A 15,138-nucleotide genomic window follows, 5' to 3' on the forward strand; every position below is an offset into this window, starting at 1 on the left:
CGCTTTGTTTACTGCGCGATGGTTTTCACCGACACGCCACGCTCGATTGGCGTAGACCGACCGTAGATATCTTCAAAACGCTCGATATCGTCTTCACCCAGGTAGCTGCCGGACTGCACCTCAATGATCTCCAATGGGATCTTGCCCGGGTTGCGCAAGCGGTGCACCGAAGCAATCGGGATGTAGGTGGACTGGTTTTCGGTGAGCAGGAACACGTTCTCGTCACAGGTGACTTCGGCGGTGCCACTGACCACGATCCAGTGTTCGGCGCGGTGGTGGTGCATCTGCAACGACAGGCAGGCGCCCGGCTTGACCGAGATGTGCTTGACCTGGAAGCGGCCGCCCATGTCCACCGAGTCGTACGAGCCCCACGGACGGTACACCTCGCAGTGGTTCTGGGTTTCGCTGCGGCCCTGCTCATTGAGGGTGTTGACCATCTGCTTGACGCCCTGGACCTTGTCCTTGTGGGCAATCATCATCGCGTCCTTGGTTTCCACCACCACAATGTTTTCCAGGCCGATCACCGACACCAGCTTGCCGTTGCCGTGGATCATGCAGTTCTTGCTGTCCTGGATCACCACATCGCCCTTGCTGACGTTGCCGTTGGCGTCTTTTTCATTCACGTCCCACAGCGATGCCCAGCAACCCACGTCGCTCCAGCCGGCGGTCAATGGCACCACGCAGGCCAACTGGGTTTTTTCCATCACGGCGTAGTCGATGGAATTGTCCGGGCAGCAGGCGAAGGTGGATTCGTCGATGTCGATAGTGTCGGCGGTGTGGTTGCTGCGCTCCAGGGTCAGCACGCAGGTGTCGTAGATGTCCGGGTCGTGCTTTTTCAGCTCTTCGAGGAAGCGGCTGGCGCGGAACAGGAACATGCCGCTGTTCCAGAAATAACCACCGCTTTTGACGAATTCGGTGGCGCGTTTTTCATCAGGTTTTTCAACGAACTGTTGCACGCGGCTGACGCCTTCGGGCAGCAGCGAATCGTTGGTCGACTTGATGTAGCCGTAGCCGGTTTCCGGACGGGTGGCCGGCACGCCGAACAGCACCATTTCGCCACGCTCGGCTGCCACAGTGGCCAGGGCCAGGGCACGTTGCAGGGCTTTCTGGTCGTCCAGCACGTGGTCGGCCGGCAGCACCAGCATCAACTCGTCACGGCCTTCGTTGACCAGCATCATCGCCGTCAGGGCCACAGCCGGCGCGGTGTTGCGGCCGAACGGTTCCATCAGGATGCGCTGGGTTTCCAGTTTGCGGGCAGCCAGTTGCTCGTTGACGATAAAGCGGTGGTCCTTGTTGCAGACCACGATGGGTGCGTCCATGCCGTCGAACACCAGGCGCTCCAGGGTTTGCTGGAACAGGGTGTGCTCGCCGGTCAGGGCCAGGAACTGCTTGGGAAACTGTTTACGCGAAAGCGGCCAAAGACGTGAGCCGCTACCACCGGAAAGGATTACTGGAATCATGGTGTTTCTCCTTGAATCAAATTTGGTTAGAGCCTGTGGGAGCCGGGCTTGCCCGCGATGGCATCACCTCGGTGTACCTGATACACCGGGTTGTCCGCATCGCAGGCAAGCCAGCTCCCACAGGGGGCAGCGTCAATCTGAAAATCTGATCAGCGGGTCGACACAGGGCGCTTGACCCACACTGGCGACAGGTTGGCGCCGGTGCCGGTGACGTACAGCACTGCGGCTTCACCACGTTCCAGGGCGACCGGCTTCACGTCGCCGACTTTCTTGTCGCCCTCATACAGCGCCAGGCTGACCTTCACCGGGTTGATCTCGCGCTCGCCACGGCCCTTGGCGGCCACGGCCTGGACCACGTCGGTCTTGCCGTCGGCGGTTTTCAGGGTCAGCGACTTGTCACTGAGGTTCTGCACGCGCACCAGGGATTTCTGCTTGTTCTTGAACGGCGGTTCTTCGATCAGTTGCGGCTGGCCGCTGCCGCTGCTGACCAGGGTGTAGTAGTGGTCGGCGGCGAGCTTGACCGGCAGGGTCTGGCTGCCGACCTTGGCGCTGTAGTCACCGCCCGGCATGAAGCTGAAGTCACTGCTGGCCAACGGGGCAACCTCGTTGAGGTTGGTGCTGCCGACGGTGGCGCTGACCTCCTGGTTGCTGGCGTTGTACACCCGCACAAAGCTCGAGCCTTTTGGCGCGACGGGGCCGTAGAGGGCGGCGTCGCCACCGGCGAAGGCGGACATCGAAATCACGCTCATGCCTGCAACGAGGGCAAAGGTTTTTGCGAGACGACGCGGAGTAGTAGTGAAAGTCATGTGAGTTACCTCTCTTTCAGTTTTGCGCCCGGTTGGGCGTCTCGGAGTTCATGTTTTTAACGGCGGGAGTGTTGATAGCCATGTTCTGTTGGCGCATACCGGCTTGTTTGAGCTGCGCAACCCACTGCGGGTCGGCATCGCCGATTTCGTTGTTCACAGGCAGATAACGTTCGGGAAACTCCCAGATCAGCACCTGTGGCGGGCTGTTCTTGAAGTCATCGCTTTTCAGGTAGCTGAGCATCGGGAGGATCGGGCCGTGGCCGTCTTCGGAGTAGTTGATGACGTCGCTGCCCAGGGCTTGCTTCAGCGCGCCGACAAAGTTCCAGTTCGGGTTGGCGCTGTAGCTGGTGCCCACCAGGGCCACCGGGGTTTCGCTGTCGGCGAACAGGGCGTCGTCGCCTTTGGTTTCAGCCAGGTGAGTCACGCGTTTTTGCAGCGGCTCCTTGGGTGGCATCAGGTTTTCGAACAGCGGGTCCAGGGGCAGGAACAGGCGCAGGTCGCCCTTGTGTGGCTCGGTCTTCTCGGCTTCGGTGACAAAGCGTTGAGGCTCGCCGCTCAGGGGCGTTTTGTTGGCAATTGTCTTGGCCAATTCTTTGGCCGCCACTTCAGCGCCGTCCGGGGTCCAATGGGTGTCGGTGCGCAGGAACACTTGCTGGCCGTGCAGCTTGGCCTGTTGCAGCGGGCCCATCAGGTCGGGAGCGACGATCTTGTCGGCGGCCATGCGGGCATGGAAGTCCTGGTACAGACCTGCGTGGATGCTCGCCGGCTGCACTTCACCCAGGTGTTCCGGGTACAGGCGCACCTTGGCCGGCACGATCGCCATCACCAGCTGGATGCCCTGGGCCTTGAGTTTCTGGCGCACGCCTTCCACCAGGGCGTAGTTGCCTTGCAGGTTCTGGTCTTCGTTGACGATGGGGTTGAATTCCTCGTCGCTGTAGAGCCAGTGATCGCGGCCGATCACCACGCCAGGGCGGCCTTCATTGAACAGCTTGTAGTCCAGGGCGGCCCAGAGGTTGGTGCCCAGGCGCTTGATCGGGAACTGGTCGTCGTAATGGGTCTCGACGGCCTTGGTCCAGCGACCGTTGAGCACGGTGGCGTCGGCGTTGGTGCTGAAGCCGAAGAAACTGCGCATCGACCAGGCGCCCAACGCCAGCAGCACGGCGAGGAACAAGGCGATGTAGAGGACGCGTAATGAACGGGTCATGGTCGGCTCCCTCAGAACTGGAAGTAAAGGAACGGCGAGAAGCTCTGCGCCGAAAGTTTGAGAATCGACGCCACGAACAGCAGCAGCACGGCGGCGCGCATGGCGTAGCGTGGCCAGGTGGCGCTCCAGTAGGCCGGTTGCACGGTGGCCTCGGTGCCCACGGTGTAGCCGGGCTCGTGGATGCTGCCTGGGTTATCGCCCGGCACGGCCTTGATCAAGCCGGGTTGGGCAGTGGCCGGGCCATCGGCCTGGGTGTTGACCACAGGCTTGGTTTTTTCCGGTGGGCGGTTGGTGTAGAAGTCCCGCAGGCCGAAGAACGCCAGGGTTGCGTATGCCACCACCAGGGTTGCCACTTGCAGGCCGGTGAGGCTGGCGCGGTTGAGTTCCGAGAGTGACCACTCGCCGAAGCTGAACATCGCGCCGTACATGCGGCCGGCGACGTGCAGGTTTTCCGAGCGGAAGATCACCCAGCCCATCACCACCAGCAGGAAGGTGAAGGCCCAGCGCACGACGTTGAAACTGCGCGGTGCAGTGTTGAGGCCGATGGCTTTTTCAATCGCCAGCCACATGCCGTGCCAGGCACCCCACACGATGTAGGTGATGTTCGCACCGTGCCACAGGCCACCGAGCAGCATGGTCAGGAACAGGTTGCGGTAGGTGGTCAGCGTGCCTTTACGGTTGCCGCCCAGGGTGATGTAGAGGTAGTCACGCAGCCAGGTGGACAGGCTGATGTGCCAGCGCCGCCAGAACTCGGTGATCGACTGGCTGATGTACGGCTGCTTGAAGTTTTCCATGAAGCGGAAACCCATCATCAAGCCCAGGCCGATGGCCATGTCGCTGTAGCCGGAGAAGTCGAAGTACAGCTGCGCGGTGTACGCCAGCGCGCCGAGCCAGGCGTCACCCGTCGTAGGGTTTTGCAGGGCGAAGCAATGGTCGGCGACCACCGCCAGGGTGTCGGCGATGAACACCTTCTTGATGAAACCCTGCATGAACCGCGTGCAGCCCTCGGAGAATTTATCGAGGGTGTGGGTGCGGTTGTTGAACTGGTCGGCCAGGTCGCGAAAGCGCAACACGGGGCCGGCAATCAGGTGCGGGAAAATCGCCACGAACGCCGCAAAGTCGATCAGGTTGCGAGTGGCCGGGGTATCGCCGCGGTACACGTCGATGATGTAGCTGATGGACTCGAAGATGTAGAACGAGATACCGATCGGCAACAGCACGTGGGTCAGGATGAAGGGTTCCAGGCCGGCCGACTTCATCATCAGGTTGATGCTGTCGACGCCGAAGTTGGCGTACTTGAAGTAGCCGAGGATGCACAGGTCGACAGCCACGCCCAACAGCAGCCAGCGCTGGGCCGGCTTGGTGCGCACGCCTGCCGCACCGACCTTGAGGCCGATCCAGTAGTTCCACAGCGTCACGGCGGCGAACAGCGCCAGGAAGTCCACTCGCCACCAGGCGTAGAACACATAACTGGCAACCAGCAGCAGCAGATTGCGATAGCGTTGCCCGCTCAAATAGTACAAGCCGAGGAAGATCGGCAAGAACAGAAACAGGAACACATTGGACGAGAAAACCATCCCGATCTCTCCATGTTTAACCAACAGTCAAGGGCCAACGGCCCCCCCAAACCCCCCAACCGAAAACGGAGAGGGGCGGTATTACATTCCCACTGACGAAACCGGCTCAAAATGTGGGAGCGGGCTTGCTCGCGAATGCGGTGTGTCATTCAACACAGAGGGCGACTGATACACCGCCTCGCGAGCAAGCCCGCTCCCACATTTGAAGTGCGTTTCGTCAGCTGCCTTTGTTGCCTTTCTCATGCGCCGGGTCGTAGACCTTGGTCAGGTCACCTCCGAGGCGGAATGTCTTGAACGGCTGCATCCCGTGCTTGCGCTCGATCACATCCGGCGCGCAGGTGTAGAGGGTGCAGAAGGGCTCAAGCCAGGCAAATTTCATGTCTTCCTTGAGGTCCTTCATGTCTTGTTCCTTGCCGTTCTTCTTCTCGAAGATCTCCGGGTCTTTCACCCCGGCCAGCACGTTGTCGCCCAGGCGTTTCAAGGCGCCGTTGTTTTCCTGGCGCAGGTCCACGCCGTTGACCAGGGCAAAACTGGCAATCATCGCCAGCGGCGGCAGGGCGTAGTTGTGGTACGACAAAGCCCGTTGCTGACGCTTCAATTCGTTGGGCAGGAAGCCTTGGGCATCCACCTGATTGGCGCCGACCTTGTATTCCTTCACGGCCCAGTCAAACAGGTCGCGACGGTTGGTGGCGATGGAGGTCGCCATCACCGACCAGGCAGCCCAGTAGGAGTGGTTGTTGGTTTTATCCAGCGGCAGGTTGTCCCAGTCGCTCACCACCTGATCGGCCATTTTGCTAAACCAGGCTTCGATCAACTGCGACTCCTGCTGGTGGTTGGCCAGCGGGTGGGAGTCGGAGAACTTCAGGCGCACATAGGCCGACGCCATGCTGCCCAGTGCCCATTTGCGCATGGACTTGCCGGTGTGGTTGAAGTCCTTGGACATCAATGCATCGGCCTTGGCCCAGCTCGTGAGCCAGTTCAGCGTGCATTCCAGCTGCTCCGGACGACCGTCACGCATGAATTGCATCACGCGTTTACTGGTGTCTTTTTCCAGCTTGGTGATGTCGGCGGTGCTGTCGCGAAAGGCTTTTTCGGACTGCACATTCAGGGTCGAACGAGCCTTGTCCGAACCTTCGTACTTGCTGCGAAATTGCAGCGAGCCGGTGTACGGCGCCGGCATGGCGTCGCAGTCATTCTTGAAGTCGCCGGTCTTGAACGCCTCGATCGGCGCAAAATAGCCTTGCGGCGGACGCAGTGGCGCGGCGGCATTGACGGAGCCGGCGAAGATCGCCAGCCCCAACAACGATGGAATCAATAACTTCTGCATAGGTAACCTCATTGCCCGGCCGAAGCGGTCTGTTGACCACTGGCGGGGAATACGTTGCGTGTGCAAATTTTCGCTTCGACTTTCTGCGCGGCCTGGCCCGCTTCAGGGCCCTGCACTTCCACGGCCAGCAGGTTTTGCGTGGCCCAGTCTTCATCGGTGCGCAGTTCAAAGGCGAAACGCCCGTCTGTATCGGATGTTTCGGGTTTTTCGATCTTGATGTCCTCGTGGCGCCCGTTCATGTACCAGAGGGTGGCTTGCAGGGTTTTCACCGACGGGTCGGCGAAGCGGATGTCGACCTGATGGCTGGCATTGCGCAGGTCTTTGTTCGAACTGTTAACCAGCAATTCGTTCTTGCCGGGTTTCAGCGTGGTGCTGGCGCTCATCTGTGCGGTCTTGCCTTCACAGCCGTTGTCCAGCAGCGACATCATCTGGCGGTAGATGGTCTCCTGGTCCAGGCGATACAGCGGCGAGAATTCCCAGATCAGAATCTTCGGCGGGGTCTTCTGGAATTCTTCGCTGCCCAGGTACTGGATCATCGAGCCTTCCAGGCCACCACCGGGGAAGGCGACGTTGAGGATGTCGGCACCGATTTCCTGTTCCAGGAAGCCGGCGAAGTTGTAGTTCTTGCCGCTGTGGCTGGTGCCCACGAGGGTGATCTGCGGGTTGCCGGAATCACCGAACAGGTCGCCGTCCGCCGCTTCGCCCTTGGGCTCGGTGGTGAACTGGTCCATGTACTGGATCGCGTAGCTGGTGCCACACAGTTGCCCGGCCATGTTGTGCAGGGTGCCGGTCTTGCCCATGCGCCCGGAGCGCTTGGTCTCGAATTCACGTTGCGGGATGCCGGCAAATTCAGGCATCGCCCGCACTTTGGCACCGACGATTTTGGCGGTGCGCTGGGCGCCGTATGGCGTCCAGTGTTGGTCACCGCGGAAGTAGAAATCGTGGGCCGGCAACTCGTCCGGCAGCTGCTCATTGGTCAACGGCGACAGGTCCGGCACGACGTAGCCCATCTTGGCGAAACGGCCGAGCATGGTCTTGTAGTTGCCCAGGGCCTTGTCGAAATCGAACTTAGCTTTCTCTTCAGGGTTGAGCTTGTTGCGGTTCACCAGGCCACGGGTTGGCTGGTAGACCACCACCAGTTCCACGCCCTTGCTCTTGAACGCATCGTGCAGCTGCTGCATGCGTTTGTAGCCGGCGGGGCTGGTGTCGAATTCGGTGCGCAGGTCTTCCTGAGTACGGAACAACCAGTCGCCTTGGGCTTGCACCAGGGTGGTGAAGTTCTGCTGGTAGCGCGTGGTGTAGTTCTTCGCATCGTGGGCGGCCGGGCACAGGCTGCAGCACGGTTCGGCGCTGAATGTCGGGGCCTTTACTTCGTCGGCGCGCACGCCCTGGCTGGCCGCGAGCAGGCCGAGGGTCAAACCCGAAAGGCTGAGCAGTTTGATCATGTGTGGGTGCATAAAGGTCATCCTCAGTCCTGCATTTCGGTCTGGCGTTCGACAGGGTCGATCAGCACGGCTTTCTTCTGGCGTACCAGCAAGTCGAGAATCTCTTCCTGGCGATCGCCGAGAACGCCCGAGAAGCTGATGCCACTGGATTTGGTCGGCGCAAGCATCGACACGCGGTACAGCTCGACGCTCAACGGCGAGTCGATGGACAGCGGCCCGCTGCCGTTGGCGGCCAGTTCACCGCCGACCACAATCAGCGAGACCTTGGTGTCGAACGGGTCGAGGGCGATGTCGCGGTCGGTATCGGTCAGATCCTTGATGTGGCCGTACACGCCGGTCAGCCCGTTGGCCATGGCCACGTTCTCGTACAGGCGAATGTTCACGCTGTTACGGATGCGGATGCCGTGGCGACGGTTGCTGATCACCTTGTTGCCCCACAGCAGGTTGTCGCCGCTCTCATAGAGGGTGATGCCGTCGGTGTGGTTGCGGTAGATCTCGTTGTCGGCGATCAGGTTGTTGACGCTGTTACGGTCGATCACCAGGCCCGAGAGCTTGTTGTCGAAGCTGCGGTTGTTGAAGATGAAGCTGTCGTTCACTTCCCGGGAAATGATGATCCCGTGCTTCTTCTTCGTGCCGTAGACGGTGTTGTCGGTGATGATCAAACCGTGTGAACGGTCGTGGGGGTCAATGCCGTACACGATGTTGTCTTTGTAGGTATTGCCCTTGAGCACAAAGCCGGTGGTTTCGTAGCAGTAGAAGCCGTACCACATGTCCGAGAACTCGGAGTCGACGATCCAGCCCGTCGGCTCAGGGCGCTTGAGCACCTTGGCCATGTTCGGCGTGTACTGGGAAATACTTACGCCATACGACTTACTGTTGGCGTAGCCGAAGCTGGCCATCTTGCTGTTGGCGATGTAGGTCTCAGTGCCGCCCCAGGCCAGCAGGAACGGACGGAATTCCTTGGGCGACTGGAAGGTCGCCGGGCCGTTGGTCTTTTCCTTCCAACCGGTGATTTTGGTGTCACGCACAAACAGTTGGCCATCGTTGATCAGGAACGAACCGGCTTCCTGGGAGAGGCGCAGCTCCTGGGTCTGCTTGTCGATTTCGAGGATACCCTTACGGCCTACCACGATCGGCAACTTGGCCAGGAACACCCCCGGCGAGGTTTCGCTGAAGTACTGCTTGGGCACTTTGTTCAGCAGGTCCTTGAGGTTCATGTAGCCGTCGTCGACGAAGATCGCCTGGGGAATGCCGTGCTGGCGCACCACCCATTCGGCCATCTTGTTGTCACCGCCGATGAAGTCCTTCAGGGCGTCTTCCTGCATCATCCGGCGGATGCTGATTTTGCCGGGTTTGCTGCGCACGATTTTCTTCGCGATATTCGCCGCGGTGTAGCCGGACACGTCCGGCAGCGCAGGCTTGGCCAACTCCAGCGGCTCGGTCGGCGGGCTGGAGATGGTGTAGGTCTTGGCCTGTTGCAGCTCTTTGGCGATGGTCGGCGCCTTGACCTGCTGCGCGACATCGGCGAAGGCCGAAGTGCTGGCCAGCAGCATGGCTGCGACCAGCAGGCTGACCGAGCCTTTGAGGGCTTGAGGGTTCATTGCGCAGGCTCCCATCAGAACTTCCAGATCACGTCGACAAAGGCGCGATGCATGTACGAGTCGACTTGGCTGCCGTAGGCGTCGCCCGGTTTGAACACACCTGCACGGAAGCGCACCAAGGCCGACGGTTCGTCGATCGACTGGCTGAGCCCGGCCGGCAGCAGGCCTTTCTTGAAGTACTTGGTGACCACCAGGTCCATCTCCTGGCCCAGGTCTTTCTTGCCGTCTTCAAGCGGCAGGGACGTGCTGGACAGGATCGCGCCGGTCACGTCATCGGTGTTGTTCTGCACGGCATCGATGCCGTTGCTGCCCACCGGCTTGTTGCCGTCGACGCGCCAGAACTTGTGGTACACCAGGCTGGCGTCATAGTCCTCACGCAACTGCCACGAACCGAACAGGCTCATGGACTGCATGTTGTTCATCTCGCCACGAAACGCTTCGCCGAAACGGTGGACGCGGGACTGGGTACCGGTCCAGTTCGAACGGTTGCTTTGCAGGCCGTTCTGCTCGTATTCGGCACTGGCGCGGGAGTAGGCGGCGCCTACTTGCCACTGCGGGTCGAGGCGCAGGCGCACACCCAAATCGGTGGCCCAGCCATTCACGTCATCGCTGCGCTTGGCATTGGCCGGGCGGGTGCCGTCGGCGTTCAAGGCGTTGACCGTGTCGCGGTCGCCCTGCATGCCGGTGACGCTCGCCCAATAGTTGACGGTGTTGGTGTTGCGCCAGTTGTAGGCGTCGCTGTTGGCTTCGATGCCGAGCCAGGTCAGGTCGCCGTTCTCGCGCTTGTCCAGTGAGTCGGTGGCCACGCCCGGTTCCGGGTAGTCCAGCTTGCCGTCGTCATGGGTGTGGTGAGCGCGCAGCCCGATCCACTGGCCTGGCGTCCATTGATAGGCGGCGTCGGCGTACAGGTGCTGACGGTCCTTGTCCTTGGGCGACAGTTCCTTGAGGTCGGTGCGGTATTCGCTGAAACGCTCGGCGACGCCGACATTGGCCTTGAGCAAGGTGGTGTCGAAGGTCCAGTTCAGCGCTTCGATATTGGTGTCGCGCCATTGGCCGTCGTCATTGCGCAGGCGTTGGCGACCGAGCTTGAGGATCTCGCCGGGGTAGGGCGTGAAGCCGCCGTAGGCGACCCAGAACTCGCGCATCGCCAGGTAGTTCTTCTTGCTCTTGCGGTCGTCATTGCTGGTCTGTTGGGTGGCGTCATCCGAGGACTGTTGCAGGGTGTCGGTCTCGATGATGTCGCTGGAGGTCACGGCCTGGCCCATGGCGTAGGCGCTCCAGTTGCCGCTTTCACCGTAGATCCATGGGCGCAGGTCAAGGCCGATGCCGTTGACGTCGCCGCCTTTCTGAGTGCCCAGGTCGCGGTCATCTTCGGACTGGCCGGTGACTTTGACTTCCAGGCCGAAGTTCTTGGCTTCAGTCAGCGCCGCCAGGGTCGGGCACGACCACAGCAGGGCGAAGGTCAGGCCGATGCCGGCCTTGACGAATGGGTTGAGCTTCATAGGGATTCCTCGCCGTCTTCTTCTTGCAGGGCGTACAATTGCAGCGTGCTTTGGGCCAGGGTGCCGCGCACGGCCAGCTCCTGTTGCACCAGGCGTTGGCCTTCGGCGCGTTGTTCCGGGGGCAGCGCAGCTTCGAGCTGGGTCGCCAGGTCGTTGGCTTCCGGCGTGTCCTGGGCCTTGGCCAACTGGCTGAAGACATAGGCGTTAAGCGGGTCGGGCTTGGTGCCCTTGCCTTGGGAAAACAGTTGGGCGATCGCGAAGTCGGCGCTGTTCTGGCCGTTGCGCGCAGCCGTCAGCAAGTGGTCCAGGGCCTTTTGCGAATAGACCTTGCCCAGGTAGCCACGGCGGTAGATCTGGCCGAGGTAGTAGTCGGCAGCCACTTCGCGGCCGACGGCTTTCTGGAAGTGCTCTTCGGCGGCCTTGGCATCTGCCGGGACCCACTTGCCTTCGTAGTAGAGCTTGCCCAGCAGCAGTTCGGCGCGGGGCTGGTCGGCGGCGCGGCCGTTGTCGAGGTACTTCATCATTTGGTCGACGTCGCCCAGCTCCGGGAAGTCGTAGAGCAGTTGCGCCAGGCTGACCCAGGAGGCCGGGTAGCCCGGGGCGATTTTTTCCAGCAGCGCCTGGGCGGTTTTTTCGTCGGTCTTGCCCAGGCTTGCATCACCCAGTACGCGAGCGACGCTGTCGACCCGCTGGGCGGTGACGGTGCCACGGCTGTAGCCGGCTTCCATTTGCTTGAGCAGTTCGGCCTGTTTTTCCGGCTCGGCTTTTTTCTGGTAGACCGTGGCCAACTCGACGTAGCAGATATCGGTGGTGTTCAGCGCGGCCTTGCAGATGCTTTCCACTTCATCCAGATGTTGGTCGTAGGTGTCCTGGGTGCGATACAGCAGCACCTGGGCCAGGCCGGCTTCCGGGTAGCCCGAGGCGCGCCATTTGCTGATCTGCTGCTGGGCGTTGATGTTCGGGAAACTGTGCGGGTATTGCAGGTACAACATCGCCAGCGGGATCAGGGTGTTGCCTTCGCCGTTGGCAAAGGCTTTTTTCAACAGGCCTTCGGCTTCATGGTGCTCGGCTTCAGTAGCGCCCGGCTTGGCCACCAGCAGGCGACCCAGGCGTGCCTGGGCACGGGGCGAGGTATCGGCGGCCGCGCGATAGGTCGCTTCGGCCTGCTTGATTTGCTCGGGGTCGCGGGTGCCGACCTGGATATCCGCCAGGCCCACCTGGGCCTCGCTGTAGCCCAGGTCTGCCAGTTGCTGGTAGTTCTGCTGCGCGGTGACCGTGTCGCCACGCTTGAGGGCTTCATTGGCCAGGCGTTGGTCGGGCAGGCCGGCGCAGCCGGCGAGGCTCACGGCCAAGGCCAGGGCACAATACGCCAAGGCAGAGTGGGACCTGCTTTGGGTGGGAGCTGGCTTGCCTGCGATGCCGATGTTGGATTCACCACCGTCATCGCGGGCAAGCCCGGCTCCCACATTGGCCAGCGCTGTTTTTAGAATAGGGTTCACAGGCATGTCCTCGCTTACAGACCGTGAGCCATGGCTTTGTCGATCAGCCAGTTCAGGGATGGGCCGCGGTCGCTGGTGACTTCAACCGGGCGGCCGGCGTAGGTGCTGTCCAGCGGGGCATCGGGTTTGATCTGCACGCGGATGTCGGAAGACATTTCGGTGCTGTTGAGGCTGGTGCTGCTGACGATGGTGCCGGTACGCACCTGCTCTTCATCCGCCACCTGGAAGTTCACGCGGGTACCCGGGCGAACGTCGGCGAACTGACGATAGGAGAAGCGTGCATCAACGTTGGCCTGGCTGCCACGCGGCACCAGTTGGAAGATCACATCGCCCTTGCTGGCGTACTGACCGTCGGCGACCAGTTGCTGGGCCACGACGCAGTCGCACGGGGAGGTGAGGGTGCCGGTCATTTGCTTGCCGAACAGCTCTTCCACCTTGGCCGGTTGCAGTTGGTCTTCGTCCAGATGGCCCTTGAGCACATCGAGCATGCTGGTGCTGAAGGTTGCCAATGGCGCGCCTTTGGCGGCGACCGCATCGCCTTTGATCAGGCTCTGCACGGTGCCGTCGCGAGGCATGGTCACGTTCATGCCCGGGACGCTCACCAGGCCGGAAGTGGCGTGGCTGACGAAGTACATGCCGTATACCGATTTGACGACAAACCCGAAGGCAACCAACCCCACCACAAAGATCCCGAGGCTGAAGGTCACCGCACGCAGGCGGCCCGCCGCAGTCATGTTGCTGCCGCCGTCCTTGACCTTGCGCGCTTTGGTGAAGTTGTCCCGTTGCAGGGTCGCCAGCACGTCGCCCATGGTCACGATGTCGCCGGCCAGGTGCGAGGTGATCAGGTGGCGCAGGGTGGAGATGTCCTGTGCGTCGAGGTTCTGGAACTGGCAACCGGTGCGGCCGGTCTGGCGGTCGTAAGAGCGAATCTGCAGCTCGACGTCCATCGCCAGGCCCAGGTTATCGATCACGAACTGCAGGCGACCCTTGTGCACATCGCCGACTTTCAGTGGCTGCTGCGGGGCGTTGAACGCCAGGCCGCCGGCGGACAGGTCGATGACCCGCACTTCCATCGGTGTTTGGTCGGCGCCGAAGAAGCGCAGCTTGGCCGGGATTTTGACCCGGGCGTGTTGGCGCTGGGCTTCGGATTCGTGGACAACGTTGGCGTTTACTTGGCTATTCATGGTGTTTAGTTCCTAGTTAATTCAGGCTTGGCAGGGTCAAACCATCATCAGCAACACGGCGACGAAAATGCTGCCGGCGGAGAAGGTCATGGTCCGAGACGACCAGGTGTTGAACCAACGTTGAAAGCTGGCCAAATCGCGGGTCAGTTTGGTGTCCTGGCGGGTCCAGGACTGTTGATCAAGGCGGAAGAACACGTAGATCTTCACCAGCGCGCCCATGATCTGGTTGTAATAGAGAATCACCGGGTAAGCCGGGCCGATCTTGTGGCCGGAGCACGACAGCAGCAGGGTCAGAATCAGGCGGGTGATGCCGATCCACAGCAGATAGGCGAGGATGAACGCGCCGCCGTATTTGAAGGTGGCGATGATTGCCACGGTCAACCCCAGCAGGGAGGTCCACATCGACACGCGCTGGTCGAACAGCACAATGCTGGTGAACAGGCCGAGGCGACGCATCCCCAGGCCCAAGGCACGTGAGTTCTGGCGCAGGTTGTTGCCGTACCAGCGGAACATCAGTTTGCGGCTGGCCTTGATAAAGCTCTTTTCCGGGGGGTGTTCCACGGTGTGGATCGCGGCATCCGGCACGTAGAAGGTGTCGTAGCCCAGGCGCATCAGGCTGAACCAGCTGGACTTGTCGTCACCGGTCAAAAACTTGAAGCGGCCCAGGCGCCAGTGTTGCAGCGAGTCGCTTTCCACGTCGGCGATAAAGCCGGGGTCGGTGACCACGTTGGCGCGGAACACCGACATGCGACCGGTCATGGTCAGCACGCGTTTGGACAGGGCCATGGAGCACATGTTGATGTGGCGCTGGGCGAAGCGCAGCTTGTGCCACTCGCTCATGATGTAGCCGCCGCGTACTTCGCAGAACTCGTTGGTGGTCAGGCCGCCGACATTGCCGAACAGCTGGAACCACGGCACGGTCTTGCGCACGACGCCCTCGGCGAGCACGGTATCGCCATCGATCACGGCCACTACGGCGCGGTCGTCCGGCAGGTGGCGGGAGATGGCGCGAAAACCGAAGGCCAGGCCGTCACGCTTGCCGGTACCGGCGATACGCACGAAGTCCAGCTTGACGTGGTCGGGCGGATTCATTCTGGCCCACAGGCTCTTGACCAGCAGCTCATCGGACATTTCCACCAGGGAGCAGACCACGGTGGTGGGGAAGCCACATTCGATGGCCTCGCGGATCACCGAGCTGTAGACCTGGGCAGTGGTCAGCGCGTCGATCCTGAAGCTGGTGACCATCAGGAATACGTGGGATGGGTCTGCCGCTTTGCCCAGCTTGCGCACTTTGCGCCGCAGGTGCGGGTAGACCACGTACAGGAACAGCATGCCGCGAAAGAAATGCGTAGCACCCATCGAGTAGCGCCAGATACCGACGGCGCCAATCAGGAAAATAAAATTCTTCGACTCTGAGTCGAACGTACTCGCCGGCAACAGCAGGGCGAGACCCATCAGCAGGCTCAGGAAAAACAGCCAGCCGGCGGATTGGAGGAGTACGTGTTTTAACTTGGACATAGGCGTCATCCGCAA

The 15,138-nt window shown here is 61.2% G+C and carries 11 protein-coding genes; all 11 read right to left on the reverse strand.

Annotation, left to right across the window (positions count from 1 at the left end; all coding sequences use genetic code 11):
- Positions 1-8: 8 nt before the first annotated feature.
- Positions 9-1,460 carry a mannose-1-phosphate guanylyltransferase/mannose-6-phosphate isomerase gene (locus BLU46_RS21795; protein WP_063027256.1) on the reverse strand — a complete coding sequence of 484 codons (1,452 nt, stop codon included), beginning with the start codon at positions 1,458-1,460 and terminating at the stop codon, positions 9-11.
- Positions 1,461-1,609: 149 nt separating this feature from the next.
- Positions 1,610-2,266 carry an alginate O-acetyltransferase AlgF gene (locus BLU46_RS21800; protein ID WP_026077992.1) on the reverse strand — a complete coding sequence of 219 codons (657 nt, stop codon included), beginning with the start codon at positions 2,264-2,266 and terminating at the stop codon, positions 1,610-1,612.
- Positions 2,267-2,282: 16 nt separating this feature from the next.
- Positions 2,283-3,470, reverse strand: coding sequence for an alginate O-acetyltransferase (locus BLU46_RS21805; RefSeq protein ID WP_063027258.1), 1,188 nt, complete (start codon positions 3,468-3,470; stop codon positions 2,283-2,285).
- A gap of 11 nt (positions 3,471-3,481) precedes the next feature.
- Complete coding sequence (locus BLU46_RS21810; RefSeq protein ID WP_063027259.1) at positions 3,482-5,047, reverse strand: MBOAT family O-acyltransferase; 1,566 nt, start codon at positions 5,045-5,047, stop codon at positions 3,482-3,484.
- Between the two features lie 217 nt (positions 5,048-5,264).
- Positions 5,265-6,374 carry a mannuronate-specific alginate lyase gene (locus BLU46_RS21815; protein ID WP_017477656.1) on the reverse strand — a complete coding sequence of 370 codons (1,110 nt, stop codon included), beginning with the start codon at positions 6,372-6,374 and terminating at the stop codon, positions 5,265-5,267.
- Positions 6,375-6,382: 8 nt separating this feature from the next.
- Positions 6,383-7,831, reverse strand: coding sequence for an alginate O-acetyltransferase (locus tag BLU46_RS21820; protein ID WP_063033899.1), 1,449 nt, complete (start codon positions 7,829-7,831; stop codon positions 6,383-6,385).
- 11 nt (positions 7,832-7,842) lie between these two features.
- Positions 7,843-9,435, reverse strand: coding sequence for a mannuronan 5-epimerase AlgG (algG, locus tag BLU46_RS21825; RefSeq protein WP_063027261.1), 1,593 nt, complete (start codon positions 9,433-9,435; stop codon positions 7,843-7,845).
- The gene (locus BLU46_RS21830; RefSeq protein ID WP_003216288.1) at positions 9,435-10,922 is read right to left on the reverse strand and encodes an alginate export family protein; all 1,488 of its coding nucleotides are present in this window, start codon (positions 10,920-10,922) and stop codon (positions 9,435-9,437) included. The genes algG and BLU46_RS21830 overlap by 1 nt, the downstream gene beginning before the upstream one ends.
- Positions 10,919-12,340: an alginate biosynthesis TPR repeat lipoprotein AlgK gene (gene algK / locus BLU46_RS21835; protein WP_093210179.1), complete on the reverse strand. Its 1,422-nt coding sequence runs from the start codon at positions 12,338-12,340 to the stop codon at positions 10,919-10,921. Before algK ends, BLU46_RS21830 begins: the two co-directional genes overlap by 4 nt.
- A gap of 95 nt (positions 12,341-12,435) precedes the next feature.
- Entirely contained in the window at positions 12,436-13,605 is a 1,170-nt protein-coding gene (locus BLU46_RS21840; protein WP_063027263.1) for an alginate biosynthesis protein Alg44, read from the reverse strand.
- Positions 13,606-13,641: 36 nt separating this feature from the next.
- On the reverse strand, positions 13,642-15,123 hold the full coding sequence (alg8, locus tag BLU46_RS21850; protein ID WP_017477650.1) for a mannuronan synthase: 1,482 nt from the start codon (positions 15,121-15,123) through the stop codon (positions 13,642-13,644).
- Between the last annotated feature and the right edge of the window lie 15 nt (positions 15,124-15,138).

It is taken from the genome of Pseudomonas yamanorum, assembly GCF_900105735.1.
In the GTDB taxonomy this organism is placed as follows: domain Bacteria; phylum Pseudomonadota; class Gammaproteobacteria; order Pseudomonadales; family Pseudomonadaceae; genus Aquipseudomonas; species Aquipseudomonas yamanorum.

What these genes read in the sequence shown, in the direction of transcription:
- BLU46_RS21795 (WP_063027256.1), bottom strand. Translation starts at nt 1,460, where the DNA reads ATGATTCCAGTAATCCTTTCCGGTGGTAGCGGCTCACGTCTTTGGCCG.
- BLU46_RS21800 (WP_026077992.1), bottom strand. Translation starts at nt 2,266, where the DNA reads ATGACTTTCACTACTACTCCGCGTCGTCTCGCAAAAACCTTTGCCCTC.
- BLU46_RS21805 (WP_063027258.1), bottom strand. Translation starts at nt 3,470, where the DNA reads ATGACCCGTTCATTACGCGTCCTCTACATCGCCTTGTTCCTCGCCGTG.
- BLU46_RS21810 (WP_063027259.1), bottom strand. Translation starts at nt 5,047, where the DNA reads ATGGTTTTCTCGTCCAATGTGTTCCTGTTTCTGTTCTTGCCGATCTTC.
- BLU46_RS21815 (WP_017477656.1), bottom strand. Translation starts at nt 6,374, where the DNA reads ATGCAGAAGTTATTGATTCCATCGTTGTTGGGGCTGGCGATCTTCGCC.
- BLU46_RS21820 (WP_063033899.1), bottom strand. Translation starts at nt 7,831, where the DNA reads ATGCACCCACACATGATCAAACTGCTCAGCCTTTCGGGTTTGACCCTC.
- algG (WP_063027261.1), bottom strand. Translation starts at nt 9,435, where the DNA reads ATGGGAGCCTGCGCAATGAACCCTCAAGCCCTCAAAGGCTCGGTCAGC.
- BLU46_RS21830 (WP_003216288.1), bottom strand. Translation starts at nt 10,922, where the DNA reads ATGAAGCTCAACCCATTCGTCAAGGCCGGCATCGGCCTGACCTTCGCC.
- BLU46_RS21840 (WP_063027263.1), bottom strand. Translation starts at nt 13,605, where the DNA reads ATGAATAGCCAAGTAAACGCCAACGTTGTCCACGAATCCGAAGCCCAG.
- alg8 (WP_017477650.1), bottom strand. Translation starts at nt 15,123, where the DNA reads ATGTCCAAGTTAAAACACGTACTCCTCCAATCCGCCGGCTGGCTGTTT.